At 73.5% G+C, this 21,609-nt stretch carries 21 protein-coding genes; 14 read left to right on the top strand and 7 right to left on the bottom strand.

The genetic code is table 11. The features are described 5' to 3' along the window. The first annotated feature begins 92 nt into the window (after positions 1-92). From panB to ACZ514_RS25350, 3 genes are all read left to right on the top strand, one after another. Positions 93-953 (top strand): 3-methyl-2-oxobutanoate hydroxymethyltransferase, encoded by an 861-nt coding sequence (gene panB / locus ACZ514_RS25360; protein ID WP_469125747.1) that lies wholly within the window; start codon positions 93-95, stop codon positions 951-953. Between the two features lie 130 nt (positions 954-1,083). Then, a complete protein-coding gene (locus ACZ514_RS25355; protein ID WP_468171229.1) occupies positions 1,084-2,106 on the top strand; it encodes an ATP-binding cassette domain-containing protein in 1,023 nt (340 codons plus the stop codon). Continuing rightward, positions 2,103-2,951, top strand: a complete 849-nt coding sequence (locus ACZ514_RS25350; protein ID WP_468171232.1) for an ABC transporter permease — start codon at positions 2,103-2,105, stop codon at positions 2,949-2,951. The genes ACZ514_RS25355 and ACZ514_RS25350 overlap by 4 nt, the downstream gene beginning before the upstream one ends. Before the next feature lie 64 nt (positions 2,952-3,015). Here the strand turns inward: ACZ514_RS25350 and ACZ514_RS25345 are convergent, their stop codons facing one another. Beyond that, a complete protein-coding gene (locus ACZ514_RS25345) occupies positions 3,016-6,369 on the bottom strand; it encodes an AfsR/SARP family transcriptional regulator (protein ID WP_469125746.1) in 3,354 nt (1,117 codons plus the stop codon). Positions 6,370-6,430: 61 nt separating this feature from the next. On the opposite strand from ACZ514_RS25345, the gene ACZ514_RS25340 reads away from it, so the two are divergent. After that, entirely contained in the window at positions 6,431-7,237 is an 807-nt protein-coding gene (locus ACZ514_RS25340) for a site-2 protease family protein (protein ID WP_468171238.1), read from the top strand. A 67-nt stretch (positions 7,238-7,304) separates the two neighbouring features. Here the strand turns inward: ACZ514_RS25340 and ACZ514_RS25335 are convergent, their stop codons facing one another. Continuing rightward, complete coding sequence (locus ACZ514_RS25335; protein WP_468171241.1) at positions 7,305-7,487, bottom strand: hypothetical protein; 183 nt, start codon at positions 7,485-7,487, stop codon at positions 7,305-7,307. Positions 7,488-7,603: 116 nt separating this feature from the next. Further along, positions 7,604-8,308, bottom strand: a complete 705-nt coding sequence (gene npdG / locus ACZ514_RS25330; protein WP_468171244.1) for an NADPH-dependent F420 reductase — start codon at positions 8,306-8,308, stop codon at positions 7,604-7,606. A 43-nt stretch (positions 8,309-8,351) separates the two neighbouring features. Here npdG and ACZ514_RS25325 point away from each other — a divergent pair, with 43 nt between their 5' ends. After that, positions 8,352-8,963: a hypothetical protein gene (locus ACZ514_RS25325; protein ID WP_469125745.1), complete on the top strand. Its 612-nt coding sequence runs from the start codon at positions 8,352-8,354 to the stop codon at positions 8,961-8,963. Between the two features lie 24 nt (positions 8,964-8,987). Here the strand turns inward: ACZ514_RS25325 and ACZ514_RS25320 are convergent, their stop codons facing one another. Further along, positions 8,988-9,230, bottom strand: a complete 243-nt coding sequence (locus ACZ514_RS25320) for a hypothetical protein (protein WP_468171250.1) — start codon at positions 9,228-9,230, stop codon at positions 8,988-8,990. A gap of 109 nt (positions 9,231-9,339) precedes the next feature. Between ACZ514_RS25320 and map the strand changes: the two genes are divergently transcribed. Beyond that, positions 9,340-10,197: a type I methionyl aminopeptidase gene (map, locus tag ACZ514_RS25315; protein WP_388935920.1), complete on the top strand. Its 858-nt coding sequence runs from the start codon at positions 9,340-9,342 to the stop codon at positions 10,195-10,197. Positions 10,198-10,356: 159 nt separating this feature from the next. Further along, the gene (locus tag ACZ514_RS25310) at positions 10,357-11,004 is read left to right on the top strand and encodes a biliverdin-producing heme oxygenase (protein ID WP_468171253.1); all 648 of its coding nucleotides are present in this window, start codon (positions 10,357-10,359) and stop codon (positions 11,002-11,004) included. Between the two features lie 64 nt (positions 11,005-11,068). Here the strand turns inward: ACZ514_RS25310 and ACZ514_RS25305 are convergent, their stop codons facing one another. After that, entirely contained in the window at positions 11,069-11,719 is a 651-nt protein-coding gene (locus ACZ514_RS25305; RefSeq protein ID WP_468171255.1) for a PhzF family phenazine biosynthesis protein, read from the bottom strand. Between the two features lie 388 nt (positions 11,720-12,107). On the opposite strand from ACZ514_RS25305, the gene efeO reads away from it, so the two are divergent. From efeO to efeU, 3 genes are read left to right on the top strand one after another with little or no spacing between them, the layout of a single operon-like run. Then, on the top strand, positions 12,108-13,262 hold the full coding sequence (gene efeO / locus ACZ514_RS25300) for an iron uptake system protein EfeO (RefSeq protein ID WP_468171258.1): 1,155 nt from the start codon (positions 12,108-12,110) through the stop codon (positions 13,260-13,262). A 30-nt stretch (positions 13,263-13,292) separates the two neighbouring features. Next, complete coding sequence (gene efeB / locus ACZ514_RS25295) at positions 13,293-14,555, top strand: iron uptake transporter deferrochelatase/peroxidase subunit (protein WP_469125744.1); 1,263 nt, start codon at positions 13,293-13,295, stop codon at positions 14,553-14,555. A 23-nt stretch (positions 14,556-14,578) separates the two neighbouring features. Beyond that, entirely contained in the window at positions 14,579-15,424 is an 846-nt protein-coding gene (gene efeU / locus ACZ514_RS25290; RefSeq protein ID WP_469125743.1) for an iron uptake transporter permease EfeU, read from the top strand. A 73-nt stretch (positions 15,425-15,497) separates the two neighbouring features. Here efeU and ACZ514_RS25285 read toward each other — a convergent pair whose 3' ends face one another. After that, positions 15,498-16,259 (bottom strand): SDR family oxidoreductase, encoded by a 762-nt coding sequence (locus ACZ514_RS25285; protein WP_468171267.1) that lies wholly within the window; start codon positions 16,257-16,259, stop codon positions 15,498-15,500. A 186-nt stretch (positions 16,260-16,445) separates the two neighbouring features. On the opposite strand from ACZ514_RS25285, the gene ACZ514_RS25280 reads away from it, so the two are divergent. Together ACZ514_RS25280 and ACZ514_RS25275 are read left to right on the top strand one after the other, a co-directional pair. Beyond that, the gene (locus ACZ514_RS25280; protein WP_469125742.1) at positions 16,446-17,834 is read left to right on the top strand and encodes a multidrug effflux MFS transporter; all 1,389 of its coding nucleotides are present in this window, start codon (positions 16,446-16,448) and stop codon (positions 17,832-17,834) included. 9 nt (positions 17,835-17,843) lie between these two features. Beyond that, entirely contained in the window at positions 17,844-18,854 is a 1,011-nt protein-coding gene (locus tag ACZ514_RS25275) for a small ribosomal subunit Rsm22 family protein (protein ID WP_469125741.1), read from the top strand. 227 nt (positions 18,855-19,081) lie between these two features. Here ACZ514_RS25275 and ddaH read toward each other — a convergent pair whose 3' ends face one another. After that, positions 19,082-19,891, bottom strand: a complete 810-nt coding sequence (gene ddaH, locus ACZ514_RS25270; RefSeq protein ID WP_468171276.1) for a dimethylargininase — start codon at positions 19,889-19,891, stop codon at positions 19,082-19,084. A 156-nt stretch (positions 19,892-20,047) separates the two neighbouring features. Here ddaH and ACZ514_RS25265 point away from each other — a divergent pair, with 156 nt between their 5' ends. Both ACZ514_RS25265 and ACZ514_RS25260 read left to right on the top strand, forming a co-directional pair. Next, on the top strand, positions 20,048-20,674 hold the full coding sequence (locus ACZ514_RS25265) for a TetR/AcrR family transcriptional regulator (RefSeq protein WP_468171279.1): 627 nt from the start codon (positions 20,048-20,050) through the stop codon (positions 20,672-20,674). A gap of 150 nt (positions 20,675-20,824) precedes the next feature. After that, complete coding sequence (locus tag ACZ514_RS25260) at positions 20,825-21,574, top strand: bifunctional DNA primase/polymerase (RefSeq protein ID WP_468699584.1); 750 nt, start codon at positions 20,825-20,827, stop codon at positions 21,572-21,574. The last annotated feature ends 35 nt before the right edge of the window (positions 21,575-21,609 follow it).

Raw genomic sequence — 21,609 nt, 5'->3', positions numbered from 1 at the left:
CACTTCCGTCGACGGCCGGACGGGTGCCACCATGGTGGGTGAGTCCGGGGACACCGTGAGGGTGCCTCGAGATGACACAAGGAGCAGTTGCAATGACGCATGCCGTTTCGCCTGCCCGCGAAGCCGCCTCCCCCACCCTGTACGGAGGCACGGGCAACCGGCGCATCACCGTCCGCGACCTCACCCTCGCCAAGGAGCGCGGCGAGAAGTGGCCCATGCTCACCGCGTACGACGCCATGACGGCGTCCGTGTTCGACGAGGCCGGGATCCCGGTGATCCTCGTCGGTGACTCCATGGGCAACTGTCACCTCGGCTACGACACCACCGTCCCCGTGACGATGGACGAGATGACCCTGCTGTCGGCGGCCGTCGTACGGGGCACCGGCCGGGCCCTGGTCGTCGGCGACCTGCCGTTCGGGTCCTACCAGGAAGGCGCCGTCCAGGCACTGCGCAGCGCGACCCGGCTGGTGAAGGAGGCCGGTGTCGGGGCGGTCAAGCTGGAGGGCGGGGAGCGCTCGCTGCACCAGACGGAGCTGATCGTCCAGTCCGGCATCCCGGTCATGTCCCACCTCGGCCTGACCCCGCAGTCCGTGAACGCCATGGGCTACCGGGTGCAGGGCCGCACCGACGAGGCCGCGCACCAGCTGCTGCGCGACGCCAAGGCCGCGCAGGACGCGGGCGCCTTCGCGGTGGTCCTGGAGCTGGTCCCGGCCGAGCTGGCCGCCGAGGTCACCCGGTCGCTGCACATCCCGACCGTCGGTATCGGCGCGGGCTCGGAGTGCGACGCGCAGGTGCTCGTGTGGACCGACATGATGGGCCTGACCGGCGGGAAGATGCCGCGCTTCGTCAAGCAGTACGCGGACCTGCGCCGGACCATGGGTGACGCGGCGAAGGCCTTCGCCGAGGACGTGGTGGGCGGAACGTTCCCGCAGGAGGAGCACGCCTTCCACTAGTCCCCGCCGTCGCGGACCCCGCGCACCGACAGCCCGCCGGCAGGCCCGCCGACGGGCTGTCGGCCGCCCGTCGGAGGGCTGTCGGACGTCTGTCGGAGCTTTGTCAGTGACGGCTGGTCCCATGGTGGACATGACGCGAAACGACAAGAACTCCCACGCCGTGGAAGTGCGCGGGCTGGTCAAGCACTACGGCGAGACCAAGGCCCTGGACGGGGTCGACCTGGACGTCCGCGAGGGCACCGTGCTCGGCGTGCTGGGCCCGAACGGCGCCGGCAAGACCACCCTGGTCCGCTGCCTGTCCACCCTGATCGTCCCCGACGCGGGCACCGCCACGGTCGCCGGCTTCGACGTGGTCCGCCAGCCCCGGCAGCTGCGCCGCACCATCGGCCTCACCGGCCAGTACGCCTCGGTCGACGAGAAGCTCTCCGGCTGGGAGAACCTCTACATGATCGGCCGGCTGCTGGACCTGTCCCGCAAGGACGCCCGGGCCCGCGCGGACGAGCTGCTGGAGCGGTTCTCCCTCACCGAGGCGGCGAAGAAGGCGGCGATGCACTACTCCGGCGGGATGCGCCGCCGGCTCGACCTGGCCGCCTCGATGATCGGCCGCCCGGCGGTGCTCTACCTGGACGAGCCGACCACCGGTCTGGACCCCCGTACCCGCAACGAGGTGTGGGACGAGGTGCAGCGGATGGTCGCCGAGGGCGCCACCGTGCTGCTCACCACCCAGTACATGGAGGAGGCCGAGCAGCTCGCGGACGAGCTGACGGTCATCGACCGCGGCAAGGTCATCGCCAAGGGCCGGGTCGACGAGCTGAAGGCCCGCGTCGGGGGCCGCACCCTGCGGATCCGGCCGGCGCACCCGTCCGACCTGCCGGACATCGCCCGCTCGCTGGCGGAGGCCGGGCTGGACGGGGTGGCCGGCTCCCAGGCGGTGCCGGACGAGGGGGTGCTGCTGGTGCCGATCCTGAGCGACGCGCAGCTGACCGCGGTGGTCGGCCTGCTGGCCGCCCGCGGGTACCCGATCGCCGACCTCGGCACCTACCTGCCCAGCCTGGACGAGGTGTTCCTGTCCATCACCGGCCACAAGCCGGGGACGGCCGAGGACGCCGCATCCGCCCCGAAGACCGAGCCGAACCAGGAGGTCGCGGCATGAGCACCGCCACCACGACGAAGCCCAGCACCACCGCGGCCGTCACGGCCGCGTCCCGCCCGCCCGCCGAGGGCCGGATCGGCCTGCGGGCCAACCTGCGCCACATCGGCGCGCTCGTCCGCCGCAACGCCCTCCAGATCAAGCAGGACCCGGAGTCGATGTTCGACGTCCTGTTCATGCCGATCATCTTCACGCTGCTGTTCGTGTTCGTCTTCGGCGGCGCGATCTCCGGCAAGGGCAACCAGGGCGAGTACGTCAACTACGTGGTCCCGGGCCTGATGGCGATGATGGGCATGAACATCGCGATGGGTGTCGGCACCGGCGTCAACGACGACTTCAAGAAGGGCGTGATGGACCGCTTCCGGTCCATGCCCATCGCCCGGTCCTCGGTCCTCATCGCGAAGATCGTGGTCGAGCTGGGCCGGATGATGGTCGCCATCGCCATCCTGCTCACCGTGGGCTTCATCCTGGGCCTGTCCATCAAGTCCTCGGTGCTGGACCTGTTCCTCGCCATCGGGCTGTCGGCCGTCTTCGGCGCCTCCCTGATGTGGATCTTCATCCTGCTGGGTCTGACCCTGAAGACCGCGCAGGCCGTCCAGGGCATGGCGATGCTGGTCCTGATGCCGCTGCAGTTCGGCAGTTCGATCTTCGCCCCGCCGACGACGATGCCGGGCTGGCTGCAGTCCTTCACGGACTACAACCCGCTGTCCAACCTGGCCGACGCCGCCCGCGGCCTGATCAACGGCACCCCGCTGGGGAACTCCGTGTGGGTCACGCTGGCCTGGTCGGTCGCCATCACGGCGGTCACCATGCCGGTCGCGGTCCGCAAGTTCCGCCAGAAGACCTGATCCCCCGCCGGCCGGTCCGTCAGGATCGCGTCCCGGACGGCACCGCACGGGGGAGCCGGCCGGATCAGATGAGGGCGGTGGCCTCCTCCAGGGTGAGGCCGCCGCCCTCGGCGCACGCCGCCTCGTACGCGGCGTCCCCCAGCGCCGCCCGCGCCCGTTCCCCGGCGAGGGCGGCGTCCTCGCGTTCGGAGGAGACCGGGACGTGCCCGGCCGGCAGGTGGGCGCGGTAGGCGCCGATCAGCCGCGCGGCCTCGTACGCCTGCTCCCGGCCGCCCAGGCCGGTCCGGGCCACCGCAGCCGTCAGCAGGTACAGGGCGGGCATCTGCGGGGCGACCATCATCGCCAGCGGGTGCCGGACGGCTCCCGCCGCCTCCCGGGCCAGCAGCAGGGCGTCCTCGTACTTGCCCTCCTGGTTGTCCAGCCAGGCCGTCGTCGCGAGGAGGAACACGTCGAAGACGGCGAAGGCGCCGAGGGCGAACTCCTCGCGCAGCATCCGGATCTGGGCCCGGGCCTCGGGGATGCGGCCGGTGCGGCCGTAGACGCCCGCGAGGAACATCCGGGCGGCGGGCATGGCCTCGTTCCCGAACCGGTCCAGGGTGGTGAGGCTGTCCGTGAGGATCCGCTCGGCCTCCTCGATCCGGCCGCTCTCCACCAGGGACCCGGCCATCCGCACCCGCAGCACCGTCACCTGCGCCTTGGCGCCGAGGCGTTCGGCGTACTCGATCGCCTCGCGGTAGTCCCGGGCGGACAGGGCGTAGTCCCCGCGCTTCTCCCGGGACTCGGCGCGGGCCGAGAGGGCCTCGGCGCAGCCCCAGTGGTCGCCGAGTTCGCGGAAGATCGCCAGGCTCTCGTCGGCGTCGCGGGAGGCGTCGCCGGCCCAGTCGGCACGGTTGGCGAGGATGTTGGCCCGCAGCTGGAGGGCGGAGGCGAGCTCCCAGCGGTAGCCGAGCTGGCGGGCGGTGTCCACGGTGGCGTCCACGACCCGCTTGAGCAGCCCGGCGTCGCCCGCGATCATCACGGCGTAGATCCACAGCGAGGCCGGGGTCCGGCAGGTCTGCGGGAGTCCGGGCCGGTAGGTGGCGAGCACGCCCGCCACCTGCTCGCGGACCTCGGGGCTGTCCCAGTCGGTGCTGGTCTGGTCCCGGGAGGCCAGCCGCACCAGGTGCAGGGCGCGCCAGCCCTCGGTGAGCACCTCGCCGGAATAGGGCGGGGGCGAGTCGACGAGCCGTTCGTGGACGGGCCCGGCGGGGACGTGGGGCGGCCGGAAGGGGTCGGGGCCGAGTTCGGCGGCGGCCTCGGACCAGTGCCGGGACTCGGCGCGCAGGTCCTGCATGTGCCAGTACCAGCCGAGCGAGTGGACGAGGCACAGCACTTCGCCGGTGTCGCGGGCGGCCACGGCCCGGCGCAGGGCGGTACGGAGGTTCTCGTACTCGGTGGCGAGCCGGTCGGCGGCCGCGCGCTGGTCGTGGCCGCGGAGCAGGGGTTCGGTGGTGCGGGCGAGTTCGCGGTAGTGGACGAGGTGGCGGCGCTCGGTGGCTTCGCGGTCCTTTCCGGCGCCGGCCTCGGCGAGGCGCTCGGCGGCGTATTCGCCGACGGTCTCCAGGAGGCGGTAGCGCATGTCGCCGGCGGGCCCGGGCGCGGCGACGACGAGGGACTTGTCGACGAGGGCGGCCATGGCGTCGGCGACGTCGGTGTCCGGACCGGCGTCCGGGTCCGCGCAGACGGCTTCGGCGGCGTCCAGGTCGCAGCCGCCCGCGAAGACGGACAGCCGTCTGAGGACGGCCCGTTCCGGCTCGTCCAGCAGGTCCCAGGACCAGTCGACGACGGCGCGCAGGGTCTGCTGGCGGGGCAGGACGGTGCGGGCGCCGCCGGTCAGCAGGCGGAAGCGGTCGTCGAGCCGGTCGGCGATCTGGCGGGGGGTCAGGAGCCGCAGGCGCGCGGCGGCCAGTTCGATGGCGAGCGGCAGCCCGTCGAGACGGCGGCAGATCTCGGCCGCGGCGGCCGGGTCGTCGCTGACCCGGAACCCGGGCCGGGCGGCGGCGCCCCGGTCGCCGAGCAGCCGCAGGGCGACGGGGTCGGGCAGCGGTTCGACGGGGCGCAGGAACTCCCCGGGCACGCCGAGGGGTTCCCGGCTGGTGGCGAGGATCCGCACGCCGGGGCAGTGGGTCAGGAGCCGCTCGGCGAGTACGGCGGCGGCGCCGATGACGTGCTCGCAGTTGTCGAGGAGCAGCAGCAGCCGGCGGCGGGCGCAGTGCTCGGTGAGCCGGTCGAGGGGGTCGTCCCCGGCCCGGTCGGTCAGCGCGCGCAGCTCCTCGGCGGCGGCCCCGCGCAGCTTGGTCTCGCGGGCGCCGAGTGCGGCGAGGACCGCCTCGGGGACGTCCTCCGGGTCCTCCACGGGCGCCAGCTCGGCGAACCACACCCCGTCGGGCCAGGCGTCGGCGGCGGCCCGCGCGTGCGTCTCGGCGGCCTCCTGCGAGAGCCGGGTCTTCCCGGCCCCGCCGGGGCCGAGGAGGGTGACGAGCCGGGCCCGGGCGAGGTCGTCGCCGATGACGCGGATGTCATCCTCCCGCCCGACGAAGGTGGTGAGCCGCGCGCGGAGGTTCCCGGGGGGCTCGGCCTCGTGCGGGGCGGCGGGGGCGGCCGGGAGCGGGGCGGGGGGCGGGGGTGTGGCCGGGCCGGGGGCCCGGGAGGGCCGGGGGCCCGGCGGGGGCGGTGAGAGGAGCTCCGAGTGGAGGGCGCGCAGGGCGGGGCCCGGGTCCGTGCCGAGGCGGGCGGCGAGGTCCTGGCGGACGGTCTCGTACGCGGCCAGCGCCTCCGCCGGGCGGCCCGCCGCACGCAGGGCCCGGATCCGCAGCACCTGCGAGGGCTCGTCCAGCGGCTGCCGCGCGCACAGCTCGGTCAGCTCCGGCAGGACCTGTTCCGCTTGGCCCAGCGCCAGCGCCGCGCCCAGGCGGCCCCGGCGCGCGTCCGTGCGTACGGCCTCCCAGCGCGCGGCCTCGGCCGCCGGATCGGGGAGGGAGGCCAGCGCCGGGCCCCGCCACAGCGCGAGCCCCTCGTCGTACAGGGCCGCCGCGCGGGCCTGGTCCGGCTCGGCCGCGGCGGCGCGCACGAGGCGCTCGAAGCGGTACAGGTCGACGTCGTCCCGCTCCGCCTCCAGCCGGTAGCCGCCCTCCACGGACCGCACGGCCGCGTGCCCGAGCGTCCGCCGCAGCCGCCCCACCAGCGCCTGGAGCGCCGCGACGGCATCGGCCGGCGGGGCGGCGTCCCACACCTCCGCGATCAGCAGCCCCGCCGGCACGGCGCGGCCCGGCCGCAGGGCGAGCGCGGTCAGCAGGGCGCGCAGGCGCGCTCCGCCGACGGCGACGGGGGTCCCGTCGTCGCGGATGGCCTGGGCGGTGCCGAGAATCGCGTAGAGCACCGGCCCATTCTCTCCGGGACCGCGTCCCCTTCCGCGCCGAGCCCGGGGTAGGTTTCGCGGCATGGTTCACCAGGGCGTCCGCAGCGAGCGGCAGATCAGTTCCGTCTTCCTCGGCATCGCCGCCGTCATGGCCGTGACGGGCTGGGCGGTGTGGACGGACTACGCGGCGAGCACGGGGCTGGCCGTGTTCCTCTTCGTCACGTCCGCGTGGGTGGTCTCGCTGTGCCTGCACGAGTACGCGCACGCCCGGACCGCGCTGCACGGCGGTGACATCACGGTCGGCGCCAAGGGCTACCTCACCCTGAACCCGCTGAAGTACACGCATCCGCTGCTCAGCATCGTCCTGCCGGTGGTCTTCGTGATCCTGGGCGGGCTGGGGCTGCCCGGCGGGGCCGTGTACATCGAGCTCGACCGGATCCGGGACCGCTGGAAGCACAGCCTCGTCTCGGCGGCGGGGCCGCTGACGAACGTGGCCTTCGCGGTGGTCTGCACGGCCCCGTTCTGGCTGGGCGCCCTCGACGGGGTGCCGCTGCCCTTCCGCTTCGCGCTGGCCTTCCTCGCGCTGCTCCAGGTCTCGGCGGCCATCCTGAACTTCCTGCCGGTGCCGGGCCTGGACGGCTACGGGATCATCGAGCCCTGGCTCCCCCACCGGGTCCGCCGCGAGCTGGCCCCGCTGGCGCCGTTCGCGCTGATCGGGGTGTTCGTGCTGCTGTGGATCCCCGAGGTGAACGCCGTCTTCTTCGACGCGGTCCGCGGGATCCTGCGCGGGCTCGGCGTCTCGGACCTGGAGACGTACTGCGGCCGCGGCCTGTACCGCTTCTGGCAGGAGTCGGACGGGTTCTTCTGCGCGGCCCCGCAGGACCGGTAGGCGTCCCGCGGGACGGCCGGGTCCCGTCCGGTCGTGGCGCGCGGGCCGGCGGCCCCCGGCGCCCCGGCTACGCGGCCCGCCGCTGCTTCTCCGCCTTGGCCTTGCGCACGTAGAACCAGGCCATGTTGGACGTGACGCCGGCCAGCAGCACCCACACGATCCCGAGGAAGCTGCCCTCCACGAAGGCGACCACGGCCGCGGCCACGGCGAGGACGCAGACGACAAGGGCGAACACGGCAAGGCGGGGCATCGGGAACAGCTCCTCGGGGGCACGTCAGGGGGCGAACCCCTCCAGTGTCCCCCATCCCGCCCGGGCCCCGCCGCCGGCGCGGGCCCGGGAGCGGCGCGGACCCCGGGGCGGCGCGGTCAGACGTCGGTGAGGCGCAGGCCGGCGTGGGCCTTGTAGCGGCGGTTGGTGGAGATGAGGTTGGCCACCATCGCCTCGACCTGGTGGGCGTTGCGCAGGCGGCCCGCGAAGACGCCGCGCATGCCGGGGATGCGGGCGGCGAGGGCCTGGACGAGGTCGGTGTCGGCGCGGGACTCGCCGAGGACCATCACGTCGGTGTCGATCTCCTCGACCGAGGCGTCCTGGAGGAGGACGGCGGAGAGGTGGTGGAAGGCGGCGGTGACGCGGGAGTCGGGGAGCAGGGCGGCGGCCTGCTGGGCGGCGCTGCCCTCTTCGACCTGGAGGGCGTAGGCGCCCTGCTTGTCGAAGCCGAGGGGGTTCACGCAGTCGACGACGAGCTTGCCCGCGAGGTCCTCGCGCAGGGCTTCGAGGGTCTGGGCGTGGCCCTCCCACGGCACCGCGATGATCACGATGTCGCTGCGGCGGGCGCATTCGGCGTTGTCGGCGCCCTCGACGCCGAGGCCGAGTTCTTCGGCGGCGCCGCGCGCGCGGTCGGCGGCGCGGGAGCCGATGATCACCTTCTGGCCCGCGCGGGCGAGCCGGTAGGCCAGGCCCCGGCCCTGGTCACCGGTGCCGCCGAGGACGCCGACGACGAGGCCGGAGACGTCCGGGAGGTCCCAGGGGTCCTTGGCCGGCGGCTTCTGGGTGCTGTCTGAGGAAGTCATGGGGGCGAGGGTACTGCCGAGTAGGCCGGCCGAGGAGGGTCCGATGGGGCAGGATGCCGTGAGGGTGGCGCTGCTGCGCGAGGTGCTCGCCGGGACGGGGTGGCCGGACGAGGCCCGGCGCTTCGCGGGCTCGCTGCGGCGGTCGGTGGCACCGTCCGGGGGCAGCCTGCTGCTGGTGGGGACCGAGCAGTACGAGCCCTGGCACCTGGCGGCGCACCTGGTGGACGAGGCCGCCTGGTCGGGGCAGCCGGAGCTGGCCCCGACGCTGGTGCGCCACCACGTGCGGCCGGGGGAGCCGCCGCACCTGTCGGTGGGGCTGAGCCGGCTGGAGACGGCCCGGCGCGGGCACACGCTGCTGGTGGTGGCGCCGGAGCGGCCCGGCGGGGGGCTGCTGGAGCGGGTGCACGACGCGCGGCGCGCGGGGGCGACCGTACTGTCCCTGGACGGCGGGGATCCCGACCTGGGCACCCTGGCCCACGACGCCCTGTCGGTGCCGCCGGTCACCTCCGAGCTGGATCTGGACACCGTGCAGCACCTGGTCAGCGCGGCGGCCGGGGAGAACGGCCCGCCGGAGCGGCGGGGGCCCCGGCGGCTGCGCGACCGGCTGGCCGGGCTGGCCGAGCGGCTGACCGCTCCCCCGCCCAGCCGCTGGTAGGCCGCGCCGGCGCGGGCGGCCCGGTCAGGGGGCGGTGCCGCCGCCTTCCCCGTCCTCGCGGGTCTTGTCGTTCCACTTGGGGTCGTTCTGCCATTCGAGGTTGCGTTCCTGCGCGGTCTCCATGGCGTGGGCGGCCTCTTCACGGGTGGTGTAGGGGCCGAAGCGGTCCTTGGCAGGGCACTCGGGACCTTCCTCGACCTTCCGGTGGACCAGGCAGTAGTACCACTCGCCCGGTTTTCCCACCTGACGCTTCTTGAACAGGGCCATCGCCTCGGGGCTCCTCTCGACGCCGGCTTCCCGGTACCGCCGCTCGATACCGTTCGATACCGCTCCTCGTCGCCATGCTGCCCCATCGCCGCTGGATACACTCGCTTGCATGTCTGGCCAGTCGCTGCTCGTACCAGGCGAGCTCTCTCCCGTCCGTTCCGTCCCCGGCAACATCCGCCGGCCCGAGTACGTGGGCAAGCCCGCGCCCGCTCCGTACACCGGACCGGAGGTGCAGTCGGCCGAGACGATCGAGGCCATGCGCATCGCCGGCCGGATCGCCGCGCAGGCGATGGAGGAGGCCGCGAAGCACATCGCGCCCGGGGTGACCACCGACGAGCTGGACCGGGTCGCGCACGAGTACATGTGCGACCACGGCGCCTACCCGTCGACGCTGGGCTACCGGGGGTTCCCGAAGTCCCTGTGCTCCTCGCTGAACGAGGTCATCTGCCACGGGATCCCCGACTCGACCGTCCTGCGGGACGGCGACATCGTGAACCTGGACGTGACCGCGTACATCGGCGGGGTGCACGGCGACAACAACGCCACCTACCTGTGCGGCGAGGTGGACGAGGAGTCGCGGCTGCTGGTGGAGCGCACCCGGGAGGCCCTGAACCGGGCGATCAAGGCGGTCAAGCCCGGCCGTCAGATCAACGTCATCGGCCGCGTCATCGAGTCGTACGCGAAGCGGTTCGGGTACGGGGTGGTCCGGGACTTCACCGGACACGGCATCAACTCGTCCTTCCACTCGGGCCTGATCATCCCGCACTACGACAGCCCGCACGCCACCACCGTCATCGAGCCCGGGATGACCTTCACCATCGAGCCGATGCTGACGCTGGGGACCCACGAGTACGACATGTGGGAGGACGGCTGGACGGTCGTCACGAAGGACCGCAAGCGCACGGCGCAGTTCGAGCACACCCTGGTGGTGACGGACACCGGCGCGGAGATCCTGACCCTGCCGTAGGGCGGCCGGCCGAAAGGCGCGGCGGCGGGTTTCCGCCGCGCCCGCGGGGTTTTTACCGACAAGGCGTCGGGAACACATTGACTTAGGCAACCCTCAGCACGAGGATCGGGCGTGGCGGCGGTCTGCCGCCGGCCCGTTCCTCTTCCCCGGAGGTCAGTCTTGGACGCGTTCTCCACGGTCATCCGTGTCGCCTCGCACGAGCAGCACACCGAAGCCGAGACCTCGACGTTCATGAGCGACCTGCTCGGCGGGCGCCTCGGGGTGGACGCGTACACCCGCTACACCGAGCAGCTGTGGTTCGTGTACCGGGCGCTGGAGGACGGCGCCGAATCGCTGCGCGAGGACCCGGTGGCGGGCCCCTTCATACGGCCCGAGCTGATGCGCGTCGCCGAGATCGAGCGCGACCTGGCCCACCTGCTCGGCCCGGGCTGGCGGGAGGCCGTCAGCGCCCTGCCCGCGACGCGGGCGTACGCGGACCGGGTCGCGCGGTGCGCGGCCACCTGGCCGGGCGGGTACGTCGCCCACCACTACACCCGCTACCTGGGCGACCTCTCCGGCGGCCAGATCATCCGGGACAAGGCCGAGCGGACCTGGGGCTTCGCGCGCAAGGGCGACGGCGTGCGGTTCTACGTCTTCGAGGACATCTCCAACCCGGCCGCCTTCAAGCGGACCTACCGCGAGCTGCTGGACGCGATCGCCGCGGACGACCTGGAGAAGCAGCGCATCATCGACGAGTGCAAGCGGGCCTTCGACTTCAACGGCGCGGTCTTCCGCGAGCTGGGCGAGGAGTTCCCGCTCAGCGCGTAGGCCGTCCGCCGCGGCGGGCGGGGGCCGGGCGGGTGCGTGCGCCCCGGCCCGGCCCGCTCGTCCGTCACGCGGCGAAGCGGACGCGGCCGCCGATCTCGATCGTGCCGTCGGGGCCGGGCGCGGTGAGGATCTGGGAGCCGGCGCCCTGGGTGATGTTGAGGGCGCGGTTCAGCTCGGCGGTGAGGAGTACCGCCGCCGAGCCGGTGGCCTCGTCCTCGGTGATGACCCCGTCCGGGCGGCGCGGGAAGCCCCGGGCGCGGATCCGTCCCGCGGTCTCGTCCTCCCAGGCCCACGCGTACAGCCAGCCCTCGCCGGGCGGCGGGGCGGGCAGCGCGTCGACCTCGGCGGGGGTGGCGTACTGCTCGGTGCGCTTGCCGGTGACCCACTCGGGGCGGGCGGTGATCCAGGTGAACTCGCCGTCGTCGCGCGCCCACACGGGTCCGGCGGGCGGCTGGAGCTCCTCGATGTCCAGCAGCCAGGCGACCCCGACCAGCGGGTGCCCGGCGAAGGACATCCGCGTGCCGGGGGTGCGGATGTCGACGACCCCGCGCTCGGGGTCGTCGACGAACACCGTCTCGCTGTAGCCCAGTTCGGCGGCGAGGGCCTGCCGGGAGGCGTCGTCCGGGCAGGTGCGGCCGTCGCGGACGACTCCGAGCAGGTTGCCGAAGCGGCCGTCACCCGCGCAGAAGACCTTGATCACGTCTAGATCGTTCACGCTGGCATTCAAGCACGGCGCGGTGTCCGGGCCCCGTGGCCGGGGAGCGCGCGGCTGCCGGCGGAGGGGCCCGCGGTCGGCCCGCCGGCGGTCGGCCGGTGGTCCGCGGTCGTCCCGCCGGCGGGCCCGGTGCGGGGGCCACCGGACTCCGCGTCCGCCGCCCCGCCGGGCTCCGCGGGGGCCGGCGCGGGCGGTGCTTGACTTCGGCTTGACCCTTCCTTGAGGGGGTCATGGAGGGGTCGTGACGGGCCCGTGTCCGGGGCCGGAACCTGAGAGCTGAATCACTGGACGACGGGCCATCGGTCAGGTAAGCCTCGGTTAAGTTAGGTCCGCCTCACCGGCCCGTCCCGCCCCACCGGCCTGCCCCCGCCCTCACCCAGGAGCCCCCATGCGCCCCGCCCGCCTCACCGTGCTCACCGCGGCAGCAGCCGTCGCCGCGCTCACCGCAGTCACCGGCTGCGCCGAGAAGAGCGACAAGGACGGCGGCTCCGGAGCGGTCCACGTGAACGCGACCGACAGCGCCTGCGAGGTCTCGCGGACCGAGTTCCCGGCCGGCAAGGTCTCCATCGAGGTGGAGAACAAGGGCTCCAAGGTGACCGAGCTCTACGTGCTCTTCCCGGACGACCGGATCGTCTCCGAGCGCGAGAACATCGGCCCCGGCACCAAGGCCACCATCACCGCGGAGATCAAGGCCGGCGACTACGAGTTCGTCTGCAAGCCCGGCATGAAGGGCGACGGCATCCGCACCAAGGTCAAGGCCACCGGCAAGGGCGGCACCGAGAAGCGCAGCCCCGAGCTGGACGCCGCGGTCGCCGCGTACCGCAAGTACGTCCAGGAGCAGGCCGACGAGACCCTGCCGAAGGCCCAGGCCTTCGCCGACGCCGTCAAGGCCGGGGACGTGGAGGCCGCGAAGAAGGCCTACGCCCCCTCCCGCATCGGCTGGGAGCGCACCGAGCCCGTCGCCGAGTCCTTCGGCGACATCGACCCGAAGGTCGACGTCCGCGAGGACGGCCTGGAGGCCGGCCAGGACCCGGCCAAGGACTGGACCGGCTGGCACCGCCTGGAGAAGTCCCTCTTCCAGGACGGCAAGATCGGAGACGACGAGAAGAAGCTCGCCGACACCCTGATCACCGACCTGACCGCGTGGCAGAAGAAGGTGGGCCAGGCCGAGATCACCCCCACCTCCATGGCCAACGGCGCCAAGGAACTGCTCGACGAGGTCGCCACCGGCAAGGTGACGGGCGAGGAGGAGCGCTACAGCCACACCGACCTGGTCGACTTCAAGGCCAACGTCGAGGGCGCCCAGAAGTCCTACGAGCTCCTCAAGACGGTCACCGTCAAGAACGACCCGGAGCTCGCCAAGCAGCTGGACACCCAGTTCGCCGCGCTGAACACCCTGCTCGACAAGTACCGCGCCGACAAGAACGGCTACGAGTTCACCTCGTACGACAAGGTCGGCGAGGCGGAGCGCAAGGAGCTCTCGGACGGTGTGAACGCGCTGGCCGAGCCCCTCTCCAAGCTGGCCGCCGCGGTCGTCAAGTAATCCGGAGCCAGGCAGAGGCGGGAGATCCACATGACCGACGGGGTAGCGGAAGAGACCACGGGCGCCGCCGGCGCGCCCTCGCGCCGCGCCGTACTCGGCTGGGGCGGGGCCGGGCTGGCGCTCGGCGCGGCCGCGGCCGGCGGCGCGGCGGCCGCCCTCGGCGGCGGCCCGGACGTCTCCCCGGCGGCGTCGGCCGGTGCGGCGGTGCCCTTCCACGGCGAGCACCAGGCCGGCATCGCCAGCGCCGTCCAGGACCGGCTGCACTTCGCGGCCTTCGACGTGCGCACGAAGAGCCGCGACGAGCTGGTCCGGCTCCTCAAGGACTGGACGGCGGCGGCCCGCCTGATGACGGCCGGGCAGCCGGTCGGCGACGCGTACGGCGGCCTGCCCGAGGCCCCGCCCACCGACACCGGCGAGGCCCTCGGCCTCAAGCCCTCCCGCCTCACCCTGACCATCGGCTTCGGCCCCGGCCTGTTCGCCAAGGACCGCTTCGGCCTGGAGGGCAGGCGCCCCGAGGCGCTGGTGGACCTGGAGCTCTTCCCCGGCGACAACCTGGACGCGGCCCGCTCCGGCGGCGACCTGTGCGTCCAGGCCTGCGCCGACGACCCGCAGGTGGCCGTGCACGCCATCCGCCAGCTGGCCCGCATCGGCTTCGGCAAGGTCGCGGTGCGCTGGTCGCAGCTGGGCTTCGGCAAGACCTCGTCCACCACCCCGGACGAGCAGACCCCGCGCAACATGATGGGTTTCAAGGACGGCACCCGGAACATCTCGGGCACCGACACGGCCGCCCTCGACCGGCACGTGTGGGTCGGCGCGGGCGACGGCAGCGACTGGCTGACGGGCGGTTCGTACCTGGTCGCCCGGCGGATCCGGATGAACATCGAGACCTGGGACCGCACCTCCCTCCAGGAGCAGGAGGACATCTTCGGCCGCGACAAGGGCGAGGGTGCCCCCGTGGGCAAGTCCAAGGAGCGCGACGAGCCGTTCCTGAAGGCGATGAAGCCGGACGCGCACGTACGCCTCGCGCACCCCGACAGCAACGACGGGGCGACGATCCTGCGGCGCGGCTACTCCTTCACCGACGGCACCGACGGCCTGGGCCGCCTCGACGCGGGCCTGTTCTTCCTGGCCTACCAGCGCGACGTCCGCAAGGGCTTCATCCCCATCCAGCGCCGGCTGGCGAAGTCGGACGTCCTGAACGAGTACATCCAGCACGTGGGTTCGGCGATCTTCGCCGTCCCGCCGGGCGTCCGCGACGAGGACGACTGGTGGGGCCGGACTCTGTTCGCATAAGTCCCCGCCGGAGAGGAAACGCCGTGTTCGGCAACTATCTGATCGGCCTGCGCGAGGGGCTGGAGGCCAGCCTGGTCGTCTGCATCCTCGTCGCCTACCTGGTCAAGACCGGGAACCGGGCCGCGCTGCGGCCGGTCTGGCTCGGCATCGCGATCGCCTGCGGGCTCTCGCTCGCCTTCGGCGCGCTGCTGGAGTTCGGCACCCAGGAGCTGACCTTCGAGGCGCAGGAGCTGCTGGGCGGCAGCCTGTCGATCGTGTCGGTGGGCCTGGTGACGTGGATGGTCTTCTGGATGAAGCGCACCGCGCGGCACCTGAAGGCGGAGCTGCACGGCAGGCTCGACTCGGCGCTCGCCGTCGGCACCGGCGCGCTGGTCGCCACCGCCTTCCTGGCGGTGGGCCGCGAGGGCCTGGAGACGGCGCTGTTCGTGTGGGCGTCGGTCCGCGCGAGCGGCGAGGGGTCCTCCGCGCCGCTGATCGGCGTCCTGCTGGGCATCGCGACCGCCGTCGTCCTCGGCTGGCTGTTCTACCGCGGCGCCCTGAAGATCAACCTGGCGAGGTTCTTCACGTGGACCGGCGGGATGCTGGTGATCGTCGCCGCGGGCGTGCTCGCGTACGGGGTCCACGACCTCCAGGAGGCCCGCTTCCTCGGCGGCCTCCAGGACAAGGCGTTCGACGTCAGCTCGGCGGTCCCGCCGGACAGCTGGTACGGGGTCCTCCTCAAGGGCGTCTTCAACTTCCAGCCGGACCCGACCGTCCACCAGCTGGCGGTGTGGTCCCTCTACCTGGCGGCCGTCCTGACCCTCTTCCTCCTCCCGTCCCGCCTGCGCGGCGCGACCGGGACCCCGGCCCCCGCCAAGTCCGGGGCCTGACGGGGGGCGGCGGCGCCCGCGGGGCCGCCCGCGCGGAGCGGGTGACGGAGACCGGGACGTTCCGGCCGGGCGGTCAGCCCCGGCCGATGTACGGCATCGCGGTGGCCATCACCGTCGCGAACTGGACGTTGGCCTCCAGCGGCAGCTCCGCCATGTGCAGCACCGTGCGGGCCACGTCGGCGGCGTCCATCACCGGCTCCACCGCCAGCTGCCCGTTCGCCTGGAGGATGCCGGTCCGCATGCGCTCGGTCATCTCGGTGGCCGCGTTGCCGATGTCGATCTGGCCGCAGGCGATCCGGTAGGGGCGTCCGTCGAGCGACAGGGACTTGGTCAGGCCGGTCATGGCGTGCTTGGTCGCGGTGTAGGCGATGGAGTGGGGGCGGGGGACGTGGGCGGAGATGGAGCCGTTGTTGATGATGCGGCCGCCCTGCGGGTCCTGCTCCTTCATCAGCCGGAACGCGGCCTGCGCGCAGAGGAAGGAGCCGGTCAGGTTGACGTCCACGACCTGCCGCCAGTCCTCGTACGCGATGTCCTCCAGCGGGACGCCGGCGGGACCGAAGGTGCCGGCGTTGTTGAAGAGCAGGCCGAGGTGTCCGTAGCGGGCCCGGACCGTCTCGAACAGCGCGGCGACGTCCCGCGGGTCGCTGACGTCGGCCCGTACGGGCAGCACGTCCGCCCCCGCTCCGGCCGCGGCGGCCGTCTCCTCCAGCGGACCGGTCCGCCGTCCGGCCACGGCCACCGACCAGCCGGCGCCGGCCAGGGCCAGGGCCACCGAACGGCCGATCCCGGAACCGGCTCCGGTCACTACAGCGGTCTTCTTCGCGGGTGCGCTCATGGGGCCGCAGAGTACGTCACAGCGGACATACGGCCCGGGGCGTTCCGACAGCTGAGAGCATGGGCCGGTCAGGGGTGGATAAAGCAGATGAAAAGACTGGAGTTCCGCATGTCGGAGAGTGGCCCCCCGACGGCCCCCTCACACGGACCGTCGTCCCAGGCGTCGCCCGAGGCGTCGTCCGAGGCGTTGGCGTCCGAACCCTCCCCCGAGCCGCCGTCCCGGAACTCCGGGCCCCGGAAGGCCTCTGACGCCGGCGCCCCCCTGACGGCGGCGCGCCGCACCAGCCTGCTGGTCACCTTCGTCCTCGGCGGCCTCAGCGCGCTCCCCCCGCTCTCCATGGACATGTACCTGCCGGCCCTGCCGGAGGTCACCACCGCCCTGCGCAGTCCGGCCGCGACCGTCCAGCTCACCCTCACCTCCTGCCTCGCCGGCATGGCGCTCGGCCAGCTGGTGATCGGCCCCATGAGCGACAAGTGGGGCCGCCGCCGGCCGCTGCTGACCGGCATGGCCGTCTACGTCCTCGCCACCGCGATCTGCGCCCTCGCCCCGAGCGCCGGGCTGCTGATCGGCTTCCGGCTGCTCCAGGGCCTGGCCGGGGCCGCCGCCGTCGTGATCGCGCGGGCCGTCGTGCGCGACCTGTACGACGGGGTCGAGATGGCCCGCTTCTTCTCCACCCTGATGCTGATATCCGGGGCCGCCCCGATCATCGCGCCGCTCATCGGCGGCCAGGTGCTCCGCTTCGCCGACTGGCGCGGGGTCTTCGCCGTCCTCACCGCCGTCGGACTCGCGCTCACCCTGCTGGTGTGGCGCGGCCTGGGCGAGACGCTGCCGCCCGAGCGGCGCCAGACCGGCGGGGTGGGGGCCGCGCTGCGGACCATGCGCGGGCTGCTCGGCGACCGGGTCTTCGCCGGCTACACCCTGGCGGGCGGCTTCGCCTTCGCGGTGCTCTTCTCCTACATCGCCGCCTCGCCCTTCGTCGTGCAGGAGATCTACGGGGCCTCCCCGCAGGCCTTCAGCCTGCTGTTCGGCCTGAACTCCGTCGGCCTGATCGCCGTCGGCCAGATCAACGGCAAGCTGCTGGTGGGCCGGATCAGCCTGGACAAGGCCCTGAGCGCGGGCCTGGCCGTCATCACCGCCGCCTCCGTCGCCCTGCTGCTGATGTCGTCCGGGGCGTTCGGGAAGGCCGGGCTGGTGCCCGTCGCCGCGGCGCTGTTCGTGCTGATGTCGGCGATGGGCCTGGTGCTGCCGAACACCAACGCGCAGGCCCTGATGCGCACCCCGCACGCCGCCGGGTCGGCGTCCGCGCTGCTGGGCACCTCCTCGTTCCTGGTCGGGGCGGTGGCCTCGCCGCTGGTCGGGATCGCCGGGGAGGGCACGGCGGTGCCGATGGCGCTGGTGCAGCTGAGCTGCTCGCTGCTGGCGCTGGCCTGCTTCCTCGGGCTGTGCCGGCCCTGGCGGCCGCGCGAGCCCATGGCCGTACCGGGCACACCGGCGGAAGCGGAGGCCCCGGCCGACGCGGCGGCCCCTCCGGCGGCTTCCGGACCGGCCGCGTCCGCCGCGCCCGGGGCGCCGTAAACTTCGCTGGTGACCGCCGCACCCGCCCCCACCACCGCCGACACCCTCCGCAGCGCCCTCGCCGGGCTGCTCGACGGGCTCCCGCCCAAGCAAGCCTCGGCCGCCGTGGAGCGCCTGATCGCCAACTACCGGGGGGCCACCCCCACCGACGCCCCCGTCCTGCGCGACCGCTCCGACGTCGCGGCGTACGCGGCGTACCGGATGCCGGCCACCTTCGAAGCCGTACGCTCCGCCCTGGACGGGCTGGCCGGTGCCGCGCCGGAGTGGACGCCGGGCTCGCACGTGGACGTGGGCGGCGGCACGGGCGCCGCGACCTGGGCGGTGGACGCCACGTGGGACGGGCCCCGCGAGACGACGGTGCTGGACTGGGCGGAGCCGGCGCTGGCGCTCGGCGGGGAACTGGCCGGCCGTTCGTCCTCCCCGGTGCTGCGCGCGGCCGCATGGCGCCGGGCCGTCATCGGCAGCGGGATCGTCCTGCCCGACGCGGACCTGGTGACCGTGTCGTACGTACTCGGCGAACTGACCGCGCAGGCCCGTCGGGCGGTCGTCGCGGAAGCGGCCCGCGCGGGCCGGGCGGTGGTGCTGGTCGAGCCGGGCACGCCCGAGGGGTACCTGCGGGTCCGCGAGGCCCGCGATCAGCTGATCGAGGCCGGGATGACGGTGGCGGCGCCCTGCCCGCACGACGGGGCCTGCCCCATCGAGCCCGGGCAGGACTGGTGCCACTTCTCGGCACGGGTCAGCCGCTCCTCCCTGCACCGGCAGGTCAAGGGCGGTTCCCTGCCGTACGAGGACGAGAAGTTCAGCTACGTCGCGGCGACCCGGTTCCCGGTGACGCCGGTCCCCTCCCGGATCACGCGCAAGCCGCAGATCCGGAAGGGACTGGTCCTGCTGGACCTGTGCGGTCCCGAGGAGGCGGGCCTGTCCCGGGCGACGGTCACCAAGCGCCACGGCGCCCTGTACAAGGCGGCCCGGGACGCCGAATGGGGCGCCCCCTGGCCCCCCGCCCCGGACCACGACTAGGCCGTCCCCTTTCGGATCTCGCCGGTCAAGCCCGCGGTGTCCGGTGCCGTGCGTCGCGAGGCGGAGCGGCTCCCGATGACCGGACGTCCTCGGGTGCCACGACAACGCGGACGGCGGAACGGACGGCCGCGGCCGTCGCCGCCCAGCCGCGCGAGCGCGGCTGACGAGACGGACACGGAGCCAGGACCCCGGCCGGGGAGTCCTGGTCCGCGTCGGACAGCGCGTCCTCAGGGGCGCAGCTCCTGGGTGCAGCACTTGACGCTGCCACCGCCCTTGAGCAGTTCGCCGAGGTCCATCGGGACCGGCTCGAAGCCCCGGTCCCGCAGCGGGGCCAGGAGTCCGGTCGCGCCCTGCGGGAGCAGGACGTGGCGTCCGTCGGAGACGGAGTTCAGGCCGAAGGCGGCGGCGTCCTCGTCCTCCACGAGCAGGGCGTCCGGGAACAGCCTGCGCAGCACGGCCCGGCTGCCCGGGGAGAACGCCGGCGGGTGGTACATGATCTCGTCGCCGTCGAGGACGCAGAGCGCCGTGTCCAGGTGGTAGTACCGCGGGTCCACCAGGTCGAGTCCGATGACGGGGCGTCCGAAGAACTCCTGCGCCTCGTCGTGCGAGAGCGGGCTGGAGCGGAAGCCCCGGCCGGCCAGGATGTAGGTGGCGGTGACGGCGAAGTCGCCCTCGCCCTCGTTGACGTGCGAGGGCTCGTGCACGTCGGCGAAGCCGTTCGCGCGGAACCAGTCGAGGTGGATTTCCGCCTCGGCGGCGCGTTCCGGATGGGCGAAGCGGGCGCCGAGCACCCGGCCGTCGACGACGAGGGCCCCGTTGGCGGCGAAGACCATGTCGGGCAGGCCGGGATCGGGAACGAGGGTCTCGACGGTGTGGCCGAGGGAGAGGTAGCGGTCCCTCAGGTCTTCCCACTGGGCTTGTGCGAGGGGCAGGTCCACCGGTTTCGTGGGGTCCATCCACGGGTTGATGGAGTACGTGACCCTGAAGTGCGCGGGTGGGCACATCAGGTAGCGCCGGGGTGTGGCGTCTCTGCGCAAAGAAGGCTCCTCACGACTACGACTACGGACTCACGGTGCTGTGCGTGTCGAGAGAATCGTCTCTCCTCCGGGGTGACGGCGCAGTGAACTGATCGGGTGGTTTACCACAACGGCTCGGAGACGATACGTCTCGGACCGGCTTGATACGTTGGACCGGTGACCAAGTCCCCCGACGCCACCCGGCGCAGCGACCGTTCCCGGCGCGCCATCCTCGACGCCGCCCTCGTGCTGGTCGGCGAGGTCGGCTACAACAAGCTGACCATCGAGGCCATCGCGGCCCGCGCGGGGGTCGGCAAGCAGACGATCTACCGCTGGTGGCCGTCGAAGGCCGACGTCCTGCTCGACGCGTCGCTGGGGCTGGCCGGGGACGCCGGCGCGGAGGCCGGCTGGAGCGGCTTCCCCGACACCGGGGACCTGGCGGCGGACCTGAAGGCGGTGCTGCGGGCCACGGTCGACGAGTTCGCCGACCCGCGGTACGAGGCCCCCGCGCGCGCCCTGACCGCCGCCGGGGCGACCGACCCGGAGCTGGGGGCGCGCTTCACGGAGAAGCTGCTGGAGCCGCAGCTGGCGCTGTACGAGGCGCGGTTGCGGTCGGCCGCCGGGGCCGGGCAGCTTCCGGCGGACCTGGACCTACGGCTGACCGTGGAGATGCTGGTGGGTCCGCTGACGTACCGCTGGCTGATGCGGACCGCGCCGCTGACGCACGCGTTCGCGGACGCGCTGGTGGACGCGGTGCTGGGCGGCGTGGGATACGTCACCGCCGGGCGGCGGGAGGGCCGGTGACGGCGGCATGACCGAGAAGCATATGGCCGGATTGTGTGTTTATGCGGGGATCTCGATCGCGGAGTCCGTTCGGGGGGTGCGGTCACCCGGCGCCCCCGATGGTGGGACCATGGAACGGTCTGCCGGGGCAACGGTGAGGTGAGGGGATAGATGGGGTCTGAGTCCGGCCGCGTCAAACGCGGCGAGCAGAGCAGGATTTCCCAGTGGCTGCGCCGCCGCTCGAAACCCGCCCCCGAGGACCCCGGCAAGGAGCGAGAAGCCCTGCTGATCGCCGTCGCCGCCGCCGGACTCCCCCTCGCCCCGGCCGCCCATCCCTCGGGATACCGATGTTCGTGCGACCGCATCGGCTGTCCCACACCCGCACGGCACCCCGTCTCCTTCGCCTGGCAGACGCAGTCGACCACCGACCGCGCGCAGGTCGAGCGCTGGGCCCGCAACCAGCCCCAGGCCAACTTCATCACCGCGACGGGCATGGTGCACGACGTCCTCGACGTCCCCCTGGAAGCCGGCCGCAGCGCGCTGGAGCGCCTGCTCGCCGCCGGGATCGAGGTCGGACCCGTCGCCGAATCGGGCGGCACCGGCGATCAGGCCCGGATGCTCTTCTTCACGGCGACCCGCGGTACGCCGGAGGACGAGGACGAATGGTGGCCCTGCGAGCTGGACTGCCACCCCGAGACCATGGACGAACACCCCGGCCTGCGCTGGCACTGCCGCGGAAGCTACGTGCTGCTCCCCCCGGCCGCCCTGCCGGGCGACCACTCGGTGAGCTGGCTGCGCGACGTCCGCCACCCGCTCCCGGACCCGCTGACCCTCCTGGAGACCCTCACCGACGCCTGCGCCCAGTACGCGGGCACGACGGACCAGACGCCGGCCGCGGTGGCCTGGCCGCTGGGGCGCTGAAGACCCTCGCCCGCCGCCCGCGGCCCGGCCGGCCG

This window comes from Streptomyces sp. NPDC034086 (genome assembly GCF_055575515.1).
The sequence above is the reverse complement of the archived record's forward strand: the minus strand, read 5'-3'. Positions and strand labels throughout refer to the sequence as shown.